The 21,062-nt window shown below is 37.3% G+C and carries 18 protein-coding genes and 1 tRNA gene; 3 read left to right on the top strand and 16 right to left on the bottom strand.

What is annotated here, in order from left to right:
• The first annotated feature begins 17 nt into the window (after positions 1–17).
• A complete protein-coding gene (locus GL301_RS06315) occupies positions 18–611 on the top strand; it encodes a YdeI/OmpD-associated family protein (protein ID WP_003726043.1) in 594 nt (197 codons plus the stop codon).
• 42 nt (positions 612–653) lie between these two features.
• Here GL301_RS06315 and GL301_RS06310 read toward each other — a convergent pair whose 3' ends face one another.
• From GL301_RS06310 to racE, 9 genes are all read right to left on the bottom strand, one after another.
• On the bottom strand, positions 654–2,012 hold the full coding sequence (locus tag GL301_RS06310) for a DUF1254 domain-containing protein (RefSeq protein ID WP_117383300.1): 1,359 nt from the start codon (positions 2,010–2,012) through the stop codon (positions 654–656).
• Positions 2,013–2,134: 122 nt separating this feature from the next.
• Positions 2,135–5,476 carry a MucBP domain-containing protein gene (locus GL301_RS06305; protein WP_274758855.1) on the bottom strand — a complete coding sequence of 1,114 codons (3,342 nt, stop codon included), beginning with the start codon at positions 5,474–5,476 and terminating at the stop codon, positions 2,135–2,137.
• Positions 5,477–6,143: 667 nt separating this feature from the next.
• The gene (locus GL301_RS06300; RefSeq protein ID WP_003726038.1) at positions 6,144–6,506 is read right to left on the bottom strand and encodes an Imm51 family immunity protein; all 363 of its coding nucleotides are present in this window, start codon (positions 6,504–6,506) and stop codon (positions 6,144–6,146) included.
• Between the two features lie 105 nt (positions 6,507–6,611).
• The gene (locus tag GL301_RS06295; protein WP_003726037.1) at positions 6,612–7,085 is read right to left on the bottom strand and encodes a hypothetical protein; all 474 of its coding nucleotides are present in this window, start codon (positions 7,083–7,085) and stop codon (positions 6,612–6,614) included.
• Between the two features lie 599 nt (positions 7,086–7,684).
• Positions 7,685–7,758 (bottom strand) — tRNA-Arg (locus GL301_RS06290).
• Between the two features lie 110 nt (positions 7,759–7,868).
• Positions 7,869–8,393 (bottom strand): metallophosphoesterase, encoded by a 525-nt coding sequence (locus GL301_RS06285; protein ID WP_003726034.1) that lies wholly within the window; start codon positions 8,391–8,393, stop codon positions 7,869–7,871.
• Positions 8,394–8,429: 36 nt separating this feature from the next.
• Positions 8,430–9,041, bottom strand: coding sequence for an XTP/dITP diphosphatase (locus GL301_RS06280; RefSeq protein ID WP_003726033.1), 612 nt, complete (start codon positions 9,039–9,041; stop codon positions 8,430–8,432).
• 3 nt (positions 9,042–9,044) lie between these two features.
• Positions 9,045–9,791 carry a ribonuclease PH gene (gene rph, locus GL301_RS06275; RefSeq protein ID WP_003726032.1) on the bottom strand — a complete coding sequence of 249 codons (747 nt, stop codon included), beginning with the start codon at positions 9,789–9,791 and terminating at the stop codon, positions 9,045–9,047.
• A gap of 12 nt (positions 9,792–9,803) precedes the next feature.
• The gene (racE, locus tag GL301_RS06270; RefSeq protein WP_003723856.1) at positions 9,804–10,604 is read right to left on the bottom strand and encodes a glutamate racemase; all 801 of its coding nucleotides are present in this window, start codon (positions 10,602–10,604) and stop codon (positions 9,804–9,806) included.
• Between the two features lie 147 nt (positions 10,605–10,751).
• Here racE and GL301_RS06265 point away from each other — a divergent pair, with 147 nt between their 5' ends.
• Entirely contained in the window at positions 10,752–11,246 is a 495-nt protein-coding gene (locus GL301_RS06265) for a YslB family protein (RefSeq protein ID WP_012681265.1), read from the top strand.
• 55 nt (positions 11,247–11,301) lie between these two features.
• Here GL301_RS06265 and GL301_RS06260 read toward each other — a convergent pair whose 3' ends face one another.
• From GL301_RS06260 to zapA, 7 genes are all read right to left on the bottom strand, one after another.
• Positions 11,302–12,516, bottom strand: a complete 1,215-nt coding sequence (locus tag GL301_RS06260) for an aspartate kinase (RefSeq protein ID WP_003726934.1) — start codon at positions 12,514–12,516, stop codon at positions 11,302–11,304.
• A gap of 180 nt (positions 12,517–12,696) precedes the next feature.
• Entirely contained in the window at positions 12,697–14,508 is a 1,812-nt protein-coding gene (gene uvrC / locus GL301_RS06255; RefSeq protein ID WP_010958872.1) for an excinuclease ABC subunit UvrC, read from the bottom strand.
• A 75-nt stretch (positions 14,509–14,583) separates the two neighbouring features.
• Positions 14,584–14,895: a thioredoxin gene (gene trxA / locus GL301_RS06250; protein ID WP_003723853.1), complete on the bottom strand. Its 312-nt coding sequence runs from the start codon at positions 14,893–14,895 to the stop codon at positions 14,584–14,586.
• 80 nt (positions 14,896–14,975) lie between these two features.
• A complete protein-coding gene (locus GL301_RS06245) occupies positions 14,976–17,333 on the bottom strand; it encodes an endonuclease MutS2 (protein ID WP_010958871.1) in 2,358 nt (785 codons plus the stop codon).
• 22 nt (positions 17,334–17,355) lie between these two features.
• Positions 17,356–19,068: a DNA polymerase/3'-5' exonuclease PolX gene (gene polX, locus GL301_RS06240; RefSeq protein ID WP_003726936.1), complete on the bottom strand. Its 1,713-nt coding sequence runs from the start codon at positions 19,066–19,068 to the stop codon at positions 17,356–17,358.
• Between the two features lie 91 nt (positions 19,069–19,159).
• Complete coding sequence (locus tag GL301_RS06235) at positions 19,160–19,702, bottom strand: CvpA family protein (protein WP_003726937.1); 543 nt, start codon at positions 19,700–19,702, stop codon at positions 19,160–19,162.
• Positions 19,702–19,965: a cell division protein ZapA gene (gene zapA, locus GL301_RS06230; RefSeq protein WP_003740576.1), complete on the bottom strand. Its 264-nt coding sequence runs from the start codon at positions 19,963–19,965 to the stop codon at positions 19,702–19,704. Before zapA ends, GL301_RS06235 begins: the two co-directional genes overlap by 1 nt.
• 153 nt (positions 19,966–20,118) lie before the next feature.
• Between zapA and rnhC the strand changes: the two genes are divergently transcribed.
• On the top strand, positions 20,119–21,045 hold the full coding sequence (gene rnhC, locus GL301_RS06225; protein ID WP_015084716.1) for a ribonuclease HIII: 927 nt from the start codon (positions 20,119–20,121) through the stop codon (positions 21,043–21,045).
• Positions 21,046–21,062 lie beyond the last annotated feature (17 nt).

The following is a 21,062-nucleotide window of genomic DNA, read 5'->3' as shown; positions in this document are numbered from 1 at the left end:
GAAAAGAGGAATTCTTTATGGCAAAAACCGAATTAAATCCTAAAGTAGATGCGTTTCTAAGTAAACCATCCACTTGGCAAGCTGAATTCAAAGCATTAAGAGAAATAGCAATCACGTTTGAACTAGAAGAAGAATTCAAATGGGGGAAACCTTGTTACGCTATTAATGGCAGCAACGTTTTCTTAATTCATGGTTTTAAAAACTACTGTGCACTACTCTTTATGAAAGGCGCACTACTCCGTGATCCGGAAAACATTTTAGTTCAGCAAACAGAAAATGTGCAAGCTGCCAGACAAATCCGCTTCACAAATTTACAGGAAATTCTTGATCAAAAAGAATTTCTAAAGGCGTATATTCAAAATGCAATTGAAGTAGAAAAAGCTGGGTTAGAAGTGGAACTTAAACCAAGGGAAGAAACGCCTATTCCAGAAGAATTACTCGCTAAATTTGAAGAAATGCCTGCGCTACAAACAGCTTTTGAAGCCTTAACTCCTGGTCGTCAAAAAGCTTACTTGCTCTATTTTGCGGCTCCAAAGCAATCAAAAACGCGTGTTTCGCGCATTGAAAAATACGAAGCAACGATTTTAGATGGATTAGGATTAAACGATTAATCGAAAAAAAGCGCACCCTGCGTGAAGGTTGCGCTTTTTTATTTATTTTACTTCTTCAAAATCATCTAATTGCCAACTGCTATCAAAGGCTGGTTCGGTTGGTCCGTAAATACGGAAATACGTGAACCAATTGGCATCTGGAACAGTTTGAATCCATGGAAGCGACTCATCTTCTGGAGGATTTGGCCCAAAGTAAAGTGTTGTATTACCGTCAGCATCTACTTCAAACGTATCTTTGATGGAGTTAAGCGCAGGCATAAATTGCTCTGTGACAATTTCCGAACGAGTATCCATCTCATAAACCGTTACCGACCAGAAAATACTCGTTGGCACTGGTGTTGGCACTTTTAATGTATAACTTTTGCCCCCATCCAGATAGTTTCCTTCTTTATCTTTCACTCCAAGCATATAAACGGAACCAAATCCGACTTTATGCATAAACATCATATGTGTTTCGAGTGTCGCTTGATAGAACCAACGCTCTCTTACCGGAAGATTTAAATACGTTTTTTCATAGAAGTCATTATTCTCACCATAGACAGCCCATTCCCAGTTCTTTCCTGGCCAAACAATAGCAGCTGGATCATCTGTATTAAAGGAATTCACAAACATCATTTTGTCTGCTTTCTCGGCAGCTTCTATTAATAAAGCTTTTTTATCTGGATCAGGATTAAATTCTTTATTTGGAGCTAAACCAATTGCTTTTAGTAAGCCATACATTTGGTAATATTCTGGATCTGTTTCATCATTATCCAGCGCCCATTTAATTACTTCCCAATAGTCAAATTTTCCTTCGACATAATATGGTGTCGAAATCGCTTTTCGATGCGAAAAATCATGGAATGTACTGGTTGGATTATTATCTTTTTCTTCTAATGGATAGAATTTCACTTTTTCCAGGAGTTCAAATGCTTTTTCATAATCACTTGCTTGGTGAACCATCGCTCGTAAACAAATGAGGAAACGATAGCTTGAAGGTTTGCGTACTATGTAGCCTTCTGGGATATCCCCATCATAATTAGGTGGTAAGTACAAATATTTCGCGCCTTTCCCTTGCTCGTCCCCTGTTAATCCCATATTCGTAATAAATTTAAAATTAATATCGTCAGCCACACCAACGATAGCGCCTTGTGGCAACTCGATAACAACTGGACCATTCTCGGTGTTTCCCGTTCCAAGGCAATATGGTGTATCTGAGTTTTGCGTCAATACATTTAAATCAGGCGTTGTGAGTTGAATAATGAAATCGTGATTTTCTGTAATCCCTAAGTCATTCAATGCTTTAAAATTAGACACATTGGACACAGTTGGATAGAAAAATCGATATGCCTCAACAGCTCGATTTAAAAATCCTTCTTTTCTAATTGCCTCTACTTTACTCTCAGGTAGCATTTTTTTCATGTAAAAAACCTCCTTCAATTAGCTTTTTTTAGAACACTTAACTAATACCCTTGTTTTTGAATGTTCAAGCGTAAAGTAAAAAACTCTCCTTAGGATAAGGAGAGTTTTGTCAAGAAATGTTATCAGCAGTTATGAGATTTATCTTTTTTTCTTTTATCTCGATGTAGCCATTGGGTACTAAGAAACACCAGTAAAACTCCTAATCCAAAGATCAAATTTGCCGGCTGGCTACCTGTTTTAGGCAGGGATTTTGGAACCTCAATTGGTGGTTGGGCACCATTCATTGGTTGAATATCTCCATTGGGATTTCTCGCTGGTACATCTGGGTCTAGATTTACTTCATCTGTATTAGCACGATATACATATTTTATAGTTTGATCCTGATCTGTAAATTTACCAGTTGCATTAGCGGGCTTTTCCACTAGCGTGTAGCCTTTAATTTCCTTAGCTGTAGTTGCGTAGGAATCATTAATGTTTCCGTTTAATACCTCGCTTATGGCCAGCTCTTTCCCTGTTTCATCTACATATTTTACAGTAATATAAGATGATGTCTGTATACTGTTTTTTTTATAGTGATAAATCACCGTTTGTGCTTCTGTCGTGAATTTTCCGCTAGCATTAGTTGGTACTTTTACTAGCGAATAGTCTTTTATTTCTTTTGGATTAGTTGTATATGCTTCATCGACAATTCCACTTAGTACCTCACTCGGTGCTAGCTCATTGTTGTTTTCATCCAAGTGTTTAACAGTGATATTTGCTGTTATTGGGTTGTTTTGTAATTGATACACATAGGTAACCGTTTGAGGATTTTCGTTAAAAATCCCGCTAGCGTTAATAGGGCTCTTAATTAAGGTATAGCCATCTATTGTTTTAGCCACTGTTGTGTATGTTTCACCAATTTCACCAGTTAATACTTCCGTTTCACTAATTTTAGCTCCTAATTCGTCCTGGTAGTTCACCGTAACTTCTTTTGCTAAAATTGGATCTGCTTTAATCGCGCGATACACATAGGTCACTGTTTGTGCATTTTCGCTAAACTTTCCTTCTGCATTGCTCGGAGTTTCAATTAATTCGTATCTTGTAAAAGTCTTCGCTGTTGTAACATAATTTTCATCAACATTACCTGATAATGTTTCGGTTGGTGCTAGTTCTATTCCATCTTCATCGGTATATTGTACCGTGATGTCTTTAGCTGGAACGGGATTTTTCGAATAGATATATGTCACAGTCTGTTCTTCTAAACTAAATTCTCCTTGTGCATTTGTTGGAATTTCAGTTAGTGTATAACCTAAAATTTCTTTTTCACTTGAACTATATTCTTCACCGACATTTCCAGTTAATATGCTATTTTCTGCAAGTTTATTCCCTGATTTGTCTTCATATTTCACAGTTATATTTGCACCTTGTACAGCATCAATATAAACAGTCACTTCTTTTGGATTAGCTTTAATTCCATCCATATTCTCTACGTTTAATATTACTGTGTATTTTCCTACTTTCTTGAGATTCACCATTATTTCAAAATCGCTTTTAATGGATAAATCATCCGTTGTTTGCGCTTGAATATCCTTTAAAAACTCTGCTTCTGTTTTTTTTGTCCCTTGCGGATAATGAATTTCGGAATCTGCATTAATTACTGGTGTAGTTGATTTTTTAAATGGTTGTGTTACTTTTCCTGAAAAAGTTCCATCTATACCAGTCACATTAATTAGCTCAGAAAACTTAAAACTAACCTCTGTTAAATTTTTAATTCTTTCAGACGACCAAGTTATTTTTTCATTTGCGTAAGTTCCAAAATTTGATATTGGGCTTGGATCGGTTAACTTTCCAAAATTACTAATCTCATTATTAATAATTAAATCGGAATCATCCACTACAATTGCTTTATCTAAAGTAACTGTTTGATTTAATGCACTAATTCTCGATAGTTTTGGCATCTTTGTTTTAAGGTTACTTGGTAAAACACTGACGGAGTTTAAATCAATATTTAAAGTAGTCATTTGTGGGAAATCATCAAGCATATTTATATTGGTAATTTGGTTTTTGTTTAAATTTAAAGTTGCTAGTATAGGCATGCCTTTAAATTTCTCTATACTATCATTTGTTATTTTGTTAGTATTTAGATTCACGTCTTTTACTGAAACTAAATTATTTAGTTCAATCTGATTGATGCTATTACGTTCCAATCGAACTGCTCTTACTTTTGGAAGGTTAGCAAGTTCAACTTTCGTTAAACTTGCCACCTGGCTAAAGTAAACATTTTGCATAATGGGATAACCTAAATTAACTAATTCTGGATTATTTTTGGCAATTACTGTTGTTAACGCAGATAATTCTTTATAATCAGAAGTTTTTACATCTACCAATTGGGGTTGGTCTTGAACATTTATCAATTTTATAGCCAAATTTTGCTGTATATTTAGTGTCATCAAATTGGGTAGATTTTCTACATCCGTTTTGTCTAATACAACTTCTTCTAGTTGGTTTTTTGACAGGTCTAACGTTTTTAAATTAGGCAGATTTTGGATGTTATCGAATACAGTATCTGTTAATTCATTTTCTCCTAATGGCAGATCTTCAATGGCCAAATCAGTAACTTTTAGCTCATTAATACTGTTCCTCTCAAGGTTTACTTTTCTTACCTTAGGGAGATTGACTAATTCAACTTTCGTTAAACTTGCTACTTGGCTAAAGTAGACATTTCGGATAGTGTATTGGCCTAAATTGACTAATTCTGGATTGTTTTTGGCAATTACCGTTGTTAACTTGCGTAATCCTGTATAACCGGATGTCTTTACATCTACCAATTGGGGTTGATCTTGGATATCGATATTGTTTTTGGCAATTACCGTTGTTAACTTGCGTAATCCTGTATAACCGGATGTCTTTACATCTACCAATTGGGGTTGATCTTGGATATCGATAGTATTAAGATCAGGATTATTTTCAATATCAATGGTTGTTAGTTTCGGGAGTTGATTTTGCGCATTTAAGATAAGACTGCTAATTTGATTGTTTTTTACCGATAGGCTTACTAAATTAGGTAATTGATCTATTGGAGAAATGTCTGTTACTTGATTATTATTCAAGCTTATACTTGTCACATTGACTAGCAAATCGATTCCTGTTAATACGCTGATTCCTTTATTATAACCATTGAGAGATTTGATTTTATTCAGGTCTGCTTGTGTTACTAGCTGAGTTGTATTCTCTGACCCCGTTGCTTCTTTAGCAACTACTTTAGCTAAAGCACTGTCAGGAAATACACTATCATAGGTGTCCCCTGTTTCAAGAATTGTCTTAGTGTATTTTAGGGAATTAGTTAATCCCTTAGTTATTTTTGAGGGTTTATTTATTTCTTCTTTTTGTTCATTTTCTTTGGCTTCGGTGATAAATGGATACGTAGTTAATGATTGAAAGAACATTATCCCGACTACAATGATAGAACTTATCTTTCTTTTCATGATTAGTCTCCTTAGATGTAATTATTATCTTAAAGAATGAGTTTATTCTGTATTTAATGTATGTGGCATTATATCGCCTCAATAAGTACTAATTATAGCAGTCCCAAGCTTACAATTTGAATATAGTATAGAAATTTTTTCATTTCTTGGTATCATCGTTCACATATCGTTCATATCTTTTTAGGGATTAGTGCTAATTTTAGACTCTCTAATATATTTAAATTTATTGCTTGAAATTCTCAAAAAAACTACTCTCAAGTCATACAATAGAACACCTAATAAGGGATGAGTTTACATAAAAATTATTATTAAAGTAAAGGATCAATCATCTCAATAATCTGCTTGTCCTAATTTTTGACTATTTTATAAAGTAGTTCTTCGTTTTCAATGAGATTCGTAATTACTTGAACTAGTTTTAATAAAATTTGCCACAAAAACAACGGAATAAAAATGGGAAATGCAAGATAAAAAAATCTCTAAAACATTCACCTTTTAATTACAAAGGGTTTCAAATGTTTTAGAGATTTTTTATTTTACTGTTTAACGTTTTAAGAGCATCTGCCAATAGGATCTAATGCTTTAAAATATCGTCAATTATATTATACAGGTTCTTCACCTCTTGCTAATACTATACGAATAAATAGATAAGGATTTTTTAGAAAAAGGATTAATTATCCCAACTAATATTATTGCCTTCATTTTCAATTATTTGATAAAGTAGTTCTTCATTTTCGATGAGATTCGTAATTACTTGAACAAGTTTTTCTGCTCGTGCCTCAGTTTCAGGTGATAGCGTGTAATACGCCACATACATTCCCGCTTCCGGATCAGAGCCCATTCCTTCTAAGACATCTGGAGCATATTTAGGTAAATAGTAGTTGAAAAATGCTTCCCAATTGTAACCATGCATATAAGCTTCTTCGTTAATCTCATTCATTTTCTTAGCAATTGCTACTACTTTCTCCGAGCTGTTGTAAAAGCACACGGAAAGATTGTTTTCGATTTTTACTATTGACACGTAATTTTCCATCAAGTGTTAGCTCCTTTCGTTATAACTTAGTTGTTTTTTCATTTTAAACTCTAACAAAATTCAGCTCTATTGTAAAAGATATATCCGTTAAAAGTACATTTAACCTCATTCCATACCAATTTCATGTAATTCGCTTGTTCCTAGCTTCATAAGTAGAACTTCTAATGATTCTACTGGAAAAGGGTGTTCTTGTACAACTATGCTTATTTTCAAATGCTCATTATCAACAGGATCTAATTCTCCTAAAAACCAAAATCTATTTTCAGGTTCAAACCAGTATAACCACTCTTCAAATAGCCAATCTTCACTATGCAATATTTTTGATTTTGAAAAAGAATCCGTAAAATATTTTGGCAAAATAGAAAGCCATCTATCTACATTTGGCCATTCAGGAAATGTATTTTCATTGATTATCAATAATATATCAATTGCCTTTTTACTAATGCCAATAGCAGAATCCTTACTGCAAGTCACTATATAGTTTACAATGATTCCTTCTTGTTTTTTCATAAAAGCATCGGATAACATTCTCTTTTTTTCATTTTCCAAATTTAATTTTAAGGTGTTTAAAAAAGTCATAATTGCCTCCTATGATGTTAGAATTATTTTTTTATTTAATCTAGCTCTTTTTTCAGTAATATATGGTAGTCGATACCTATAATTGCTTCTATCGTTTTCAAAAGAACAACCTCTAAACGGAGATTCTCATTATAATCAAAACCTAAATTCACCACAAATGCACTAGACCCTAATTACATCATCTTTTGTTCCTTTTACCTATTTTCAGAAGTTGTCATTTACGGGGCAAGGTAATCCATTTTAATTGGACTTGCTTTTGATATTGACGTAAAGTATATAATTACTGTGCAATCAGCTACCACACTCCTATGGAGACTGGTGAAACATGTCTAACACTTAGGAGAGGTCAACCTGATATTAATAACATTAAAATATTATAATAATCTAAGCTCTAATTTGCATCAACATAATCAAACTAAAATAGATGCTTTTTTCACATTAAAAATGGATGGAAATAGCACAAATTTTGTCACAAATGTCATGAAAAATACGGAATAAAACAGATATTATAAGATATAAAAAAATCTCTAAAACATCCATCCAACCTTTAATATCAAGGTTTTTCAACGTTTTAGAGATTTCTTTAATATAGCTATTTACGTCCTGAGAGGGATTCGAACCCCCGACCGACGGCTTAGAAGGCCGTTGCTCTATCCAGCTGAGCTATCAGGACAAATGGCACTGTTTTTTCAACAGCCAAATACCATTTTATGTTTAAATCGCTTGTTTGTCAATGGTTTTCTTTAAGTTATTGCATTTTTTCTTTTTCGGGTGTCTTTTGACCTAGTTATGCTTCGTTAATGGGAAGGTTTGGGTTAGGTCCGTTAGTTCGTTGTCGTCCCGGTCCATGAATCGAACTTGAATGCCTTCTGGTGTTGAATCGATAAGAGCGTATGTTTTGACACGGATGCGTCCTCTTGGTAAGGAAATGCTTCCTGGGTTTAAAATGATGGTGTCGTCTAGCATGTCTACTCCTAGTTCATGCGAGTGACCAAAAAAGGCAAAATCTGCGTTTAATTCACGTGCGCGATATCGTAAATTCATGAGTGTCATTTTGATGTTATAGAGATGTCCGTGTGTGGTGAAAATGCGGTAGCCGTCTACTTCTCCCACCCAATCATTTGGAAAACCGCCGCCAAAGTCACAGTTGCCTCGAACAGTATGAAATCCCTGAATCGCAGGATCGTCAGCTTCTAATTCAGAATCCCCACAATGGATCATCGCATCGACTGTATTTTCGTATTTTTCTTTAAGATGGATTAAGCAGTCACGTTCTGAGTGGCTGTCGCTAACTACTAATAATTTCATTTTGTTTCCTCCCCCGTGATACTGTTACTTATTTTCTCACTTTTTGGTTACTTTTTCTACTACTTCTGCTAAATCTTTTTCTAGTTGTTTAATGGCATTAGCACGGTGGCTGATTTCATTCTTTTTCTCCGCTGGAATTTCTGCCATTGTTAGACCGAATTCTGGTAAGAAAAATAGTGGATCATAGCCAAAGCCATTTGTGCCGCATAGTTGTTCTGCGATAACGCCCTCTACTTCACCGGTATAAAAAGATGTTTTCTCAGAAGGTGTGGCTACAGCAAGTGTACAGTGGAAACGAGCCGTTCTTTTGTCCGGTTCAACACCTTCTAAGTTTTTAAGTAGTTTTTCGTTATTTTTGGCATCATCGTGAGCGATACCTGCATAACGTGCGGAATAGACGCCAGGAGCTCCGTCAAGCGCGTCTACGATTAAACCAGAATCATCAGCAATGACGGTTTGATTTAACACGCTAGCGACCGTTTCTGCTTTAAGAGCGGCATTTTCGGCAAAGGTTGTTCCAGTTTCTTCTATTTCACCAATTTCTGGAAAATCAGCAAGGGTTGCTACTTCGATATTAAATTTCGCAAAGATTTTTTCGAATTCTTTTGCTTTTCCTTTGTTTGCGGTAGCGATAATAATTTTACTCATTTTTTATTCTCCTTTAATCCGCGCTGTGACTTTGTCTCCGAGTGTTTCTTTTTGGATTTCGATTAATTCGCTAATTCCTTTTTTACCTAAGGCAATTAGTTCAGCCAGTTCTGTTTCCGAGAATGTAGCTTCTTCGCCAGTTCCTTGGAGTTCTACAAAGGCGCCGCTACCTGTCATGATAATATTCATATCTACTTGCGCTGCGCTGTCTTCTACGTAGTTAAGGTCAAGTACTGTTCCACCCTCTTCTAAAACACCTACGCTAGTTGCTGCTAGGAAATCTTTGACAGGAAATTTAGCAAATGGTACAGCTTCGTCTAGTTTGGCGATTGCCATGACCATCGCGATAAATGCGCCGGTGATAGAAGCCGTACGAGTACCTCCATCTGCTTGGATAACGTCGCAATCGAGCCAAATTGTTCTTTCACCAAGGGCATCTAAATCAACAACAGCACGGAGCGCACGTCCGATTAAACGCTGAATTTCCATTGTTCTGCCAGTAACTTTACCTTTTGAAGATTCACGGATATTTCGGGTGTTTGTTGCTCGTGGTAACATCGAGTATTCTGCAGAAATCCAGCCGCGGCCTTCTCCTCGCATAAATGGTGGCACTTTTGTTTCTACACTTGCAGAACAGATAACTTTTGTATTTCCTGATGCAATTAGCACAGAACCTTCTGGATGCATTAAATAATCTGGTGTTACTTCAATATTTCGTAATGCATTACTTTCTCTTCCATCAACTCTCATTATTGGCACCTCTTATTTTCCTAATTTAATATGTTCTACAGTCATATCTGGCATATTTAACCAGTCTTTTGCAATATCTTTGAAAATTTGTGTCGAGCCCGTAGTGAAAAAACGGTGCTCAATTTCTTCGTCTGTAGCATCTAATAAATTATGGTAATCCAGTAACGCGCTAACTTCACTAGCAGTTTCTTCTCCGGAGTTAATAACAGCAACGCCGTCTCCCATAAAATTCTCAATAATTGGTTTTAAAAGTGGGTAATGCGTACAACCCAAAATCACCGTATCAATCTTGGTACTCTTCAGTGGTAAGAGTGATTCGGCTACTACTTTTTTTGCAATGGCGCTTTTATACTCGCCAGATTCTACAACGGATACAAATTTCGGACATGCCAGTGAATCTACTTCTACTCGGCGGTTTAGTCCTTTGAGCGCTGTTGGGTAAGCCATGCTTTCGACTGTACCAAGTGTTCCTAATACGCCAATTTTGTTGTTTCTTGTTGCTTTGAGAGCTGCTCTTGAACCTGGTTGGATTACACCAATCACAGGAATATCCAATTTTTCACGAATATCATATAATGCTGCTGCTGTTGCGGTATTACATGCAATAACGAGCATTTTGATGCCACGGTCTACTAGAAAATTGGTCATTTCCCAAGTAAACTTAGCTACTTCTTCTTTATCGCGTGGTCCATAAGGGCAACGTGCGGTATCACCTAAATAATATACTTGTTCATGGGGTAGCTGTTTTAGCACTTCTCGCACTACTGTCAAACCGCCTACTCCCGAATCAATAAAGCCAATAGCTTGTTTCACAGTCTCGCCTCAATTTCTTTATTAATTTCCAATTTTTTTATCTATACCTTCCATTTTCTTATTTTTTGAGCTTTTTCGCAAGTCTTTTTTGAGAAAAAAGCTTTTTTGTGGAAATTTATTTATTGTGCTTTCCATTTTAGGGTGATTTTGGTTATAATGGTGTATGAAAGTGGGGTATCCGAAATGACAGAAAATGAACAGAATAAAAACGAGGAAAAAGCTCTCGTTCCAAGTTTTGGTTTAGATTTACTACGCGATTATTTAATTCCTGAACTACTTGGAGATGAAGCACCTCACATTATGTACTGGGCGGGGAAAGACTTGGCACGTAAATTCCCACTAGCGTCTCTAGAAGAAGTAGCAGAATTTTTTGAAGAAGCCTCTTGGGGTAATTTTAGCATTTTGAAAGAAAAGAAAGATGAAATGCGTTTACTTTTAGAAGGTGAAACAGTTGCTGCTCGTTTCCGTACACAAGAAGAGCCTACATTTAAACTAGAAGCTGGCTTTATTGCAGAACAATTGCAATCACAGAAGAAGCTGTATACAGAAAGCTACGATGAAATTGATAAACGTAAAAAACAAGTAACCATTATCGTTAAATGGGATCGTAAAGAAACGATTGATAACGAAGAACGCTATTAAAACAATAAGCTTGTAGTAACAAAGAGAAATCCTCTTTGATGCTACAAGCTTATTTTTATTTATCGAGTTCAAATTGGTCATGTAAAACTTGGGCTGCTTCGACCATTTTGCGCGCTGGTACGACAGTGGAAACTTTGATTTCTGATGTGCTAATCATTTTTATTGGAATATTATTTTCTGTTAAAGCTTCAAACATCTGTGCAGCTACACCTGGATTACTTACCATTCCAGAGCCAACAATGGACACCTTCGCTAAATCTTGTTCGGATTCTAGTTTTTCAATTTGAAGTAATTCTTTGCTTTCTTCTAAAACTGCTAGTGTGGCTAAGAGTGCGCTTGTTTTGATAGTGAAGGATAGATTACCGTGACCTAGTCCAGTAATTCCTTGGATAATAATATCTACATCAATATTATTTTCTGCTAATTTTGTAAAGACTTTAGAAACTCGCATTGCTTCTTTTTGTTTCCAGTGGATAGTTACACGGGTGATTTGGTCTTCAAAAGCAATTCCACGGACTACTTTGGTATTTTCCATTGTTAAATCCTCCTCAATCATTGTTCCTGGTACTTGTTCGTGGCTCGCTCTGACTTCAAGCGGAATTCGGAAATTTTTGGCATATTCAACGGAGCGTGGATGTAAAACACCGGCACCGAGATTAGCTAATTCTAACATTTCATCATAGGTGATTTGTTCTAACTTTTGGGCTTTTTTCACGTAGCGTGGATCTGTCGTAAATACACCGACTACATCCGTACAAATCGCGCATTTTACGGCATTTAGAGCAGAAGCGATGGCGACGGCGGTTGTGTCTGATCCACCTCGTCCTAATGTAGTAATTTCACCATCTGTCGTGAAACCTTGAAAACCTGCTACAACAACAATTTGTCCCGCATCAAGCGCAGATTCAATACGAGCGCTATCAATATCGGCAATTCTAGCATTACTATGTACGGCTTCTGTTTCAATTCCCGCTTGCCATCCTGTATAGGATATAGCATCGTGCCCTTTTTCTTTTAATGTCATCGCAAGTAAAGCAATTGTGATTTGCTCACCAGTAGAAAGAAGCATATCCATTTCGCGTTTATCTGGTGCCTCGCTAATTTCTTCTGCCATCGCGACTAATTTGTCGGTTGATTTCCCCATTGCGGAAACGACGACGATGACTTTATTTCCTTGTTTTTTTTCATAAATGGCTTGATCTGCTGTTTTCCCGATTTTATCCACCGTGCTCACTGATGTTCCGCCAAATTTTAATACGACTAGTCCCAATCTCGTTCCCTCCTGCCTTGTTAGTTCTTTTTTATCAATGTTTATATTTTAGCGCATTTATGTGTTGAAGGGAAGTTTATTATATGTAAAAGCTATTTAATCTGACATGTTAGTAACAATTTTTATGCAATAAAACGCCAATAACATCAAAGTTATTGGCGTTTAAAATCGTGTTTAAAATCATTTTTGCTCGGTATTTTTTGCTTTTTCATTGAATGCTGTGATGTGTTTATGCACTTCTTCTGCAACATTCAAAGGGACACCGGCTTCTTTAATTTCTTCTACCGATGCTTCTTTTAATTTTTTCATGGAGCCGAAGTGTTTAAGTAATTTTTTCTTGCGACCGGGTCCTACTCCTGGGATGCCGTCAAGAATGGATTGGAAGCCTGTTTTGCTGCGTAGTTGGCGGTGGAATGTAATAGCGAAACGGTGGACTTCATCTTGCATTCGTTGTAATAGGTAGAATTCTTGGCTGTTTCGTTCGAGTGGGACTATTTCAAGTGGGTCACCGAATAATAGTTGGCTAGTACGGTGTTTGTCGTCTTTTGCAAGTCCTGCTACTGGAATATCTAAGCCTAGCTCATTCGTTAGGACATCTTTGGCACTATCAATTTGCCCTTTACCACCATCAATTAAGATTAAATCCGGCATTGGTAGTTCTTCTTTAAGTACTCTCCAGTAACGACGTCGAATAACTTCGCGCATTGTTGCGTAATCATCAGGTCCTTCTACGGTTTTGATTTTGTATTTACGGTAATCATTTTTACTTGGTTTGCCATCGAGGAATGTGACCATCGCGGAAACTGGGTCTGTACCGTGAATATTCGAGTTATCGAAAGCTTCGACGCGTGACGGTGTTGGGATTCCCATTGCTTCTCCAAGCCGTTCAACTGCTCCGACTGTGCGTTCTTCATTACGTTCAAGTAGCATAAATTTTTCGTTTAAGGCAATTTTCGCATTTTTGTATGCAAGTTTTACGAGATCTTTCTTATTTCCGCGTTGTGGTACGATGATTTTTGTGTCGGGAACGACCGCTTGAACAGCTTCGCTATCGACATCATCTGGTAAATAAATTTCTTTAGGCGGAATATGATTGGCTTTTTGGTAAAATTGACCAATAAATGTGAGGAAATCTTCATCTGCATCATTATAAAATGGAAACTGGGAGACATCGCGCTCAATTAGTTTCCCTTGACGAATGAAGAATACTTGGACGCACATCCAGCCTTTATCAATGGCATAACCAAAGACATCACGGTCAACGAAATCGTTCATCGTCATTTTTTGTTTTTCCATTGTTGTTTCGATTGCGTTGATTTGGTCGCGGAATTCACCCGCTTTTTCGAATTCCATATTTTCAGCTGCTTCTTGCATTTTCTTCATTAAATCATTTTTGACAGTTTTATAGCCGCCATTTAGGAATGTGACTATCTCGTCTTGCATTTCTTTATACTTACTTGCTTCCACGTCAAATACACACGGGGCAAGGCATTGTCCGAGGTGATAGTACAAACACACTTTATTTGGTAGCGTACTGCATTTACGTAATGGATACAGTCGATCTAAAATACGTTTTACTTCATTAGCAGCATACACATTTGGATATGGACCAAAATATTTCCCTTTGTCTTTTTTTACTTGACGGGTAATAATTAGGCGTGGATGTCGTTCGTTCGTGATTTTAATAAACGGATAAGTTTTATCATCTTTTAGGCGAATATTAAAACGAGGATCATGTTTTTTGATCAAATTGATTTCTAGTAGCAAGGCTTCTACGTTGGATGATGTTACGATATATTCAAAGTCCACAATTTCTTGAACTAAGCGTTGCGTTTTACTATCGTGTGTTCCTGAAAAATAGGATCGAACACGATTTTTTAAAATTTTTGCTTTCCCAACATAAATAATGGTTCCTTGTCTATCTTTCATCAAATAACAACCAGGTTGGTCCGGCAGAAGCGCTAGTTTATTTTGGATATGTTCAGAAGACATTTTATCAACTCCAGTTACACATTTAAAAAGAAGCTTAGAATGTTTGTTCTAAGCTTCTTTCATTTTAGCATAATTTTAAACGTATTTGTTGATGACTTCATCCAGTTCTTCTTTTGGACGGTAGCCGATAATTGTTTCTACTACTTCGCCGTCTTTTTTGATAAGAAGTGTTGGAATACTCATCACACCAAAGCTTCCTGGTGTTTCTGGGTTTTCATCTACGTCCATTTTGACGATTTTAAGTGCTTCGCCGCGTTCTTCTTGTATTTCTTCTAAAACTGGAGCCACCATGCGGCAAGGACCACACCATGTTGCCCAGAAATCTGTTAATACTAAGCCTTCGCTAGTTTCTTGTTCAAATGTTGCATCTGTAATTTCTTTTACCATGATTTAATTCACTCCTTATGACTTTCGTACACACAGTATAGCACCTAGACCTATTTGGAGCCATGTTTTTGCTCAGTTGTTTACTTGAACTCAACAATCGTTACGCCATTTCCGCCTTCTGCTGCTGCGCCAAAACGGATTGATTTGACCATGCGGTGGTTTTTCAGATATTCTGTGACCCCGGTTCTAAGGGCACCAGTTCCTTTACCGTGTATAATGGCAACTTGAGGATATCCTGCGAGTAGTGCTTCATCTAGATATTTGTCGACTTTTTGTAGCGCGTCTTCATATCGTTCGCCGCGTAAATCGAGTTCGCTTTTAGCTGGAGAACCACTACTATGAACAGATGTGATGATACGTTGTTTTTTTGGTTTTTCTGGTTGAATGTATTCTAAGTCGACAGTTTTGATTTTCATTTTGATGATGCCGATTTGGACGTTCCATTCTTTATCGCTAATTTTATTTAAAAGTGTGCCTTTTTGGCCAAGGGAGAGGACACGAACATTGTCGCCTTCTTGGAATACATGTGGTTTTTGTTTTGGCGCTTGTGGGATGGTTTTGTTTATTGTTTTTGGTTTAGCATTCCCAAGTCTTGTTTTGGCATCGATAAGTTCATGTTCTTTGATTCCTGCTGCTCCGTTTAATTGCATGGTGCGCAATTCGTGGATGATTTCTTCGGCCTCGGCTTCGGCTTTTTCCACAATAGTTGCTGCTTTTTCACTCGCTTGTTCGATTAATTTATCTTTTTGTTGATAGTAGTTGCTGATTTCTTTTTGTAAATCTTTTAAAAGGTTACCAGCCCCGCGAGCTAATTCACGTGCTTCCTCATACTCGGTTTCCGCTAAGTTCCGTTTTTCTTCTAGACTAGAAATCATATCATTTAAATCGGCGCTTTCAGTATCAACAAGACTCCTTGCTTCAGTGATAATATTTTCGCTTAATCCTAAGCGGCGTGAAATATCAAAAGCATTACTTCGACCGGGTACACCGATTAATAATTTATAAGTTGGGCTAAGTGTTTCGACATTGAACTCAACAGATGCATTGGTTGCGTGAACGCGATTATATCCATATGCTTTTAGTTCCGGATAATGGGTCGTCGCAACAACACTTGCACCTTTTGCATGGCTTGCATCAAGAATGGCGATTGCTAAAGCCGCACCTTCTTGTGGGTCTGTTCCCGCTCCGAGTTCATCGTACAAAATAAGCGATTTCTGATTAACATTTCCCAAAATGGAAACAATATTCGTCATGTGAGATGAGAACGTACTTAAACTTTGTTCGATGGATTGTTCGTCACCAATATCGGCAAATACATGCTCAAAAACAGCGATAGTAGAATCTTCTTGCGCGGGAATTTGAAGTCCAGATTGTGCCATGAGTGTTAGTAATCCCAATGTTTTCAGGGTAATTGTTTTACCACCTGTATTTGGACCGGTGATAACGATGGTAGTGAAATCTTCGCCTAAATAAATATCATTCGCTACAACTTTCGCAGCGTCTAAAAGCGGGTGGCGTGCGGCGATTAAATGGACGACACCAGCATCACTCAAATGCGGTGTTACAGCTTTCATCGCTTTTCCGAAACGTGCTTTGGCGAAAATAAAATCAAAGCGCCCGAGGATGAAAGTATTATGATGAATTTCATTAATCCAAGCAGCTAGTGAAGCAGAAATTTCAGCAAGAATGCGTTCTATTTCTTGTTTTTCCTTTGCTTGAAGTGCTTTTCGTTCGTTGTTTAAATCCACTACACTTTGTGGCTCGATGAAAAGCGTTTGACCGGAAGCAGACTGGTCATGAACGATACCACCATAATGACCTTTGTATTCTTGTTTAACTGGGATAACATAACGATCATTTCGAATCGTAATAACCGCATCGCTTAACATTTTAGAGGCATTACGATCGCGCAAATAAGATTCTAGTTTTTCACGTACGCGGTCTTCGGTACGGCGGAGTGTTCGGCGAATCGTACTAAGCGCTTCACTCGCAGTATCTAACACTTTCCCGCTTTCATCTACTGAAATCGCAATATCCTCTTCTACTTCTTTTAGTACTAAAAGTTCATCCGAAAGGGCGCCGAGTAAAGGCAATTCGACACCGATTTCCAGTAAATCGTTCATAAAATTCTTCATTTGACGGCTAACACGCAAGTTACTACCTATTTGGTAAATTTCTAGCCCGTTTAAATCGCCACCAATCTCTAAACGTTTCAAATGTGCAAAAACATCTGTTAGACCAGTAATTGGCGCACTTCCCCGTAAACGAATAATCTTGGCTCCTTCTTCTGTTTCAAGTTGCGTTTTTTGAACTACTTGAAAATCAGTTGCTGGAGCGAGTTCCAAAATCGCTTGCTCCCCCAGTGACGAAGAAGCAAATTCGGTGAGTTGTTTTTTTATTTTATCAAATTCTAAAATGGCTTCTACTTTTTTTTCCATTAGTCATCCTTCTTTTTAAAAGTTATTTATTCTGTAAAAAATGTTTAAATTCAGCTGCTGTTTTCGTATTTAGAATGGCCGATTTGTCGAGCCAGGCTTTTGTAGCAGCTCGAACGCCAATAGACATGAAATCAAGGTGCTTCGTGTCGTGCGCATCTGTGTTAATCGCAATCGGTACCCCGGCAGCGTGTGCCATTTCTAAATGCTCACGGTTTAAATCAAGACGTTGCGGATTGGCATTTAATTCTAGGGCAGTTCCTGTATTTTTCGCTAACTGGATTAGTTCTTTCATATTAACATGATATGGCTTTCTTTTCACGACAATTCTACCTGTCGGATGCGCAATCAGACGCACATATGGATTTTCACAGGCCGTTTTTAATCGCTTCATAATTTCTTCTTCTGATTGTTGGAAACTGGAATGGATGGATGCGATAACAAAATCCAACTGCTTCAAAGTCTCATCATCAAAATCAAGCGACCCATCTGCCAGAATATCCATTTCAACGCCGGAATAAACATCAATTTCCGGATAATTAGCTGCTATTTTTTTAATTTCTGCTTGCTGCTCCAATAATCTTTTTTCGTCCAGACCATTAGCTACTCGCAAAAATTTCCCGTGATCTGTAATAACCATGTATTCATATCCTTTTGCGATACATGCTTCAATCATTTCTGGAATCGCGTAGGCTCCGTCCGACCAAGTTGTATGCATGTGCAAGTCCCCGCGAATATCGCTTAACTCAAGGAATTTTGTATCTTTCGTCACGCGCTCAATTTCTGTACCATCTCGGCGAACTTCAGGTGGGAGAAACGGAATCTTAAAATGCTCGAAAAATGCTTTTTCCGATTCAAAGTGACGAACACTTCCATCTTCTTGCTCGACTCCATACTCACTTATTTTTTCATTGGATTGTTTAGCTAATTGGCGCATTTTGATGTTGTGATCTTTAGAACCCGTAAAATGGTGTAGTGTCGTTGCAAAAGCTTTCTTTTCTACTAAACGGAAATCCACGGAAATGGTAATATTATCTTCTAATACAGCTGATACTTTTGTTTCACCAGCTCCAATAACGTCCGTAATTAATGGAAATGCCAGTAATGCTTTTTGAACTTCTTCTGGTTTTTCCGTCGCAATAACATAATCTAAATCTTTCACCGTTTCCCGCAATCTGCGTAGACTTCCAGCTTGAGCAAAAGTTTCGATTGGAGCAATATCCGCAAGATAAGCTTCTACTTTTTGAATGATTGGTAAAACATCATTTAGCGGATATCTATCAGGGCGCTCACCCATTTCGCGCACTGCTTCGGCCATTTTTTCAGCAGACTTTTTACCAAAACCTTTCAATGCTTCGATATGACCATTTTCTGCTTCTTGGAGTAATGTATCTTTATCCACCACACCAAGCTCATGATAAAGACGCGATAATTTCTTGCCTCCTAGCCCTGGCACATCTAAAAGTGGAACAAGACCAGCTGGTACTTCTTTTTTAAGCGCCTCAAGTTCTGGACATTCTCCGCTATCTAAATAACGTTGGATAATTTCGCCCGTTGTTTTTCCGATGCCACTAATCTTCGTAAAATCATCAATTTCAGATAAACTTCTACTATCTAATTCAATTGCTTGTGCAGCTTTGCGGAAAGCAGATATTTTAAAGCTATTTTCTCCTTTTAATTCCATATAAGTGGCAATTTCTTCGAGTAAACGAATAATTTCTTTTTTATTAGTAGCCATCTTTATTCCTCCCTGTAAAATCATTAAAAAATACCAGAGAAATCCTATCCAAAATTGGCTAAGAGTATACATCTGGTATCGAATGTTTCTTTTATTTTGGCAGAATGTCTGTCATCCAGTCATAAAATTGTTCGGATAAAATTGGCGTGTTTTCAAGCATCCACTGGGCAACCGTTGAGCTATCAATAAGGTTTTCAGACCAATTCGCCGGGTAAATTGCCATGATGAACAAGACAACAAAAATAATTAAGTAGGACTTAACAACACCAAAAACAGCTGCTAACAATCCATTAATTTGGCGCAGGACTGGAATCTTAGTCAAGCCGCCAACAAGTGATGCAAGCATATGAACGACAATGATTGCGACAATAAAAATAATCGCAAATCCAAGTACGTTATAATAGGCCGTTTCTGTTCGTAATTCTTGTAAAATAATGGATAATCCATCTGCAGTATCACTACCTGGATAAGGTATAAACGTTAAATGTGGCGCTAAATCTTCGTAATACGTATACGAGATAAAAAATGCCAAAATATAACCTAATAATAAGATAAGTTGTTTGATAAGGCCTGTTCTAAATCCTGCGAAAAAGCCGCAAACAAGTAAAATTAAAATAATCGCATTTAAAATCATTAATCTCTTCCTTTAATTCGAGCCAGTTCTTGCTCTAACTCTAGATATTTTTGTTCTAGTTTTAAGTAATCGTGTGTCGCATTCACAGCTGTCAGTACAGCAAGCCTACCACTATCTAGTGCATGATTTTGGGAGCCGATTTCGTGCATTTTTTCATCGACCTCGCGAGCTACTTTACGTAAGTGGTCTGTTGTTTCTACGCCAACAATCGTATATTCTCTACCGTAAATTGTTGTCACTACTTTATTTCTCTCATTTGCCACGTATATTCCTCCTCGCCCAAATTCATTTAGGCCGCTACTTGTCATAATCTTATCACGAAAAAGCAGGAAAGAAAAGAGTCAACCACCCGTTTAGCCGATATTCAGTCTTTCGTCGTAGTATGTTACAATAGAACTTTGAAAGGATGATGCCTTATCGCAAATACAGTTATCTTAGTCGATCAACCAACACTTGAAAAAATGAAACAAACATATCTCCCATTTTCTAATCCAAAGCTACCACCAGGAGCTGTTTTCGCTGCAAAAAAACCCGGTGTTTCCATCACTGGCTACAAGTCGCGCAAAGTGATGTTCCAAGGAGTAAACGGAGAAGTAGAAGCAAAAAAATGGGTGGCGACTCTTCCAGAATCAAAAACAAAAGCACCTTCCGTCTCTAAAGGAATTCTTCCGGCAAACTTCGCATCAAAAAATGTCATTGGTTCAGATGAAGTTGGCACTGGTGATTTTTTTGGACCGATTACGGTTTGTGCCGCATATGTGGACGCCGAAATGATGCCCCTGTTAAAAGAGCTAGGTGTAAAGGACTCGAAAGCAATGAAAGATCCAGAAATTTGTCGTATTGCTGAGAAAATCATGCCACTTGTTCCGCACAGTGTGCTGCTTTGCCCTAATCCTAAATACAACGAACTCCAAAAAAGAGGCATGAACCAAGGACAAATGAAAGCTTTACTACATAACCGCGCGATTGAAAACGTCTTGAAAAAGCTCGCACCTGTCAAACCAGAAGCGATTTTAATTGATCAATTTGCTGAAAAAAATACGTATTATCGCTATTTAGCAAAAGAACCAAGCATTATTCGAGAAGATGTGTTTTTTGCGACAAAAGCAGAAGGATTACATCTTTCCGTCGCTGCTGCTTCGATTATTGCTCGTTATAAATTTGTGCAAGCTTTTGATGCGATGTCAAAAGAAGTTGGCATCCCACTTCCAAAAGGCGCAGGACCTCATGTGGATGCTGTTGCAGCGGAAATCATCGAACGATTTGGTCTGGAAACATTAACGAAATATACAAAACAGCATTTCGCTAATACAGAGAAAGCATTAAAAATGGTTAAAAAGTAAAAAAACATCTCGTCAAT

The sequence above is a fragment of the Listeria sp. LM90SB2 genome, from assembly GCF_028867355.1.
Lineage (GTDB): Bacteria > Bacillota > Bacilli > Lactobacillales > Listeriaceae > Listeria > Listeria monocytogenes_B.
Note: the sequence above shows the minus strand (reverse complement) of the source record. Positions and strands in the feature narration are given on the sequence as shown.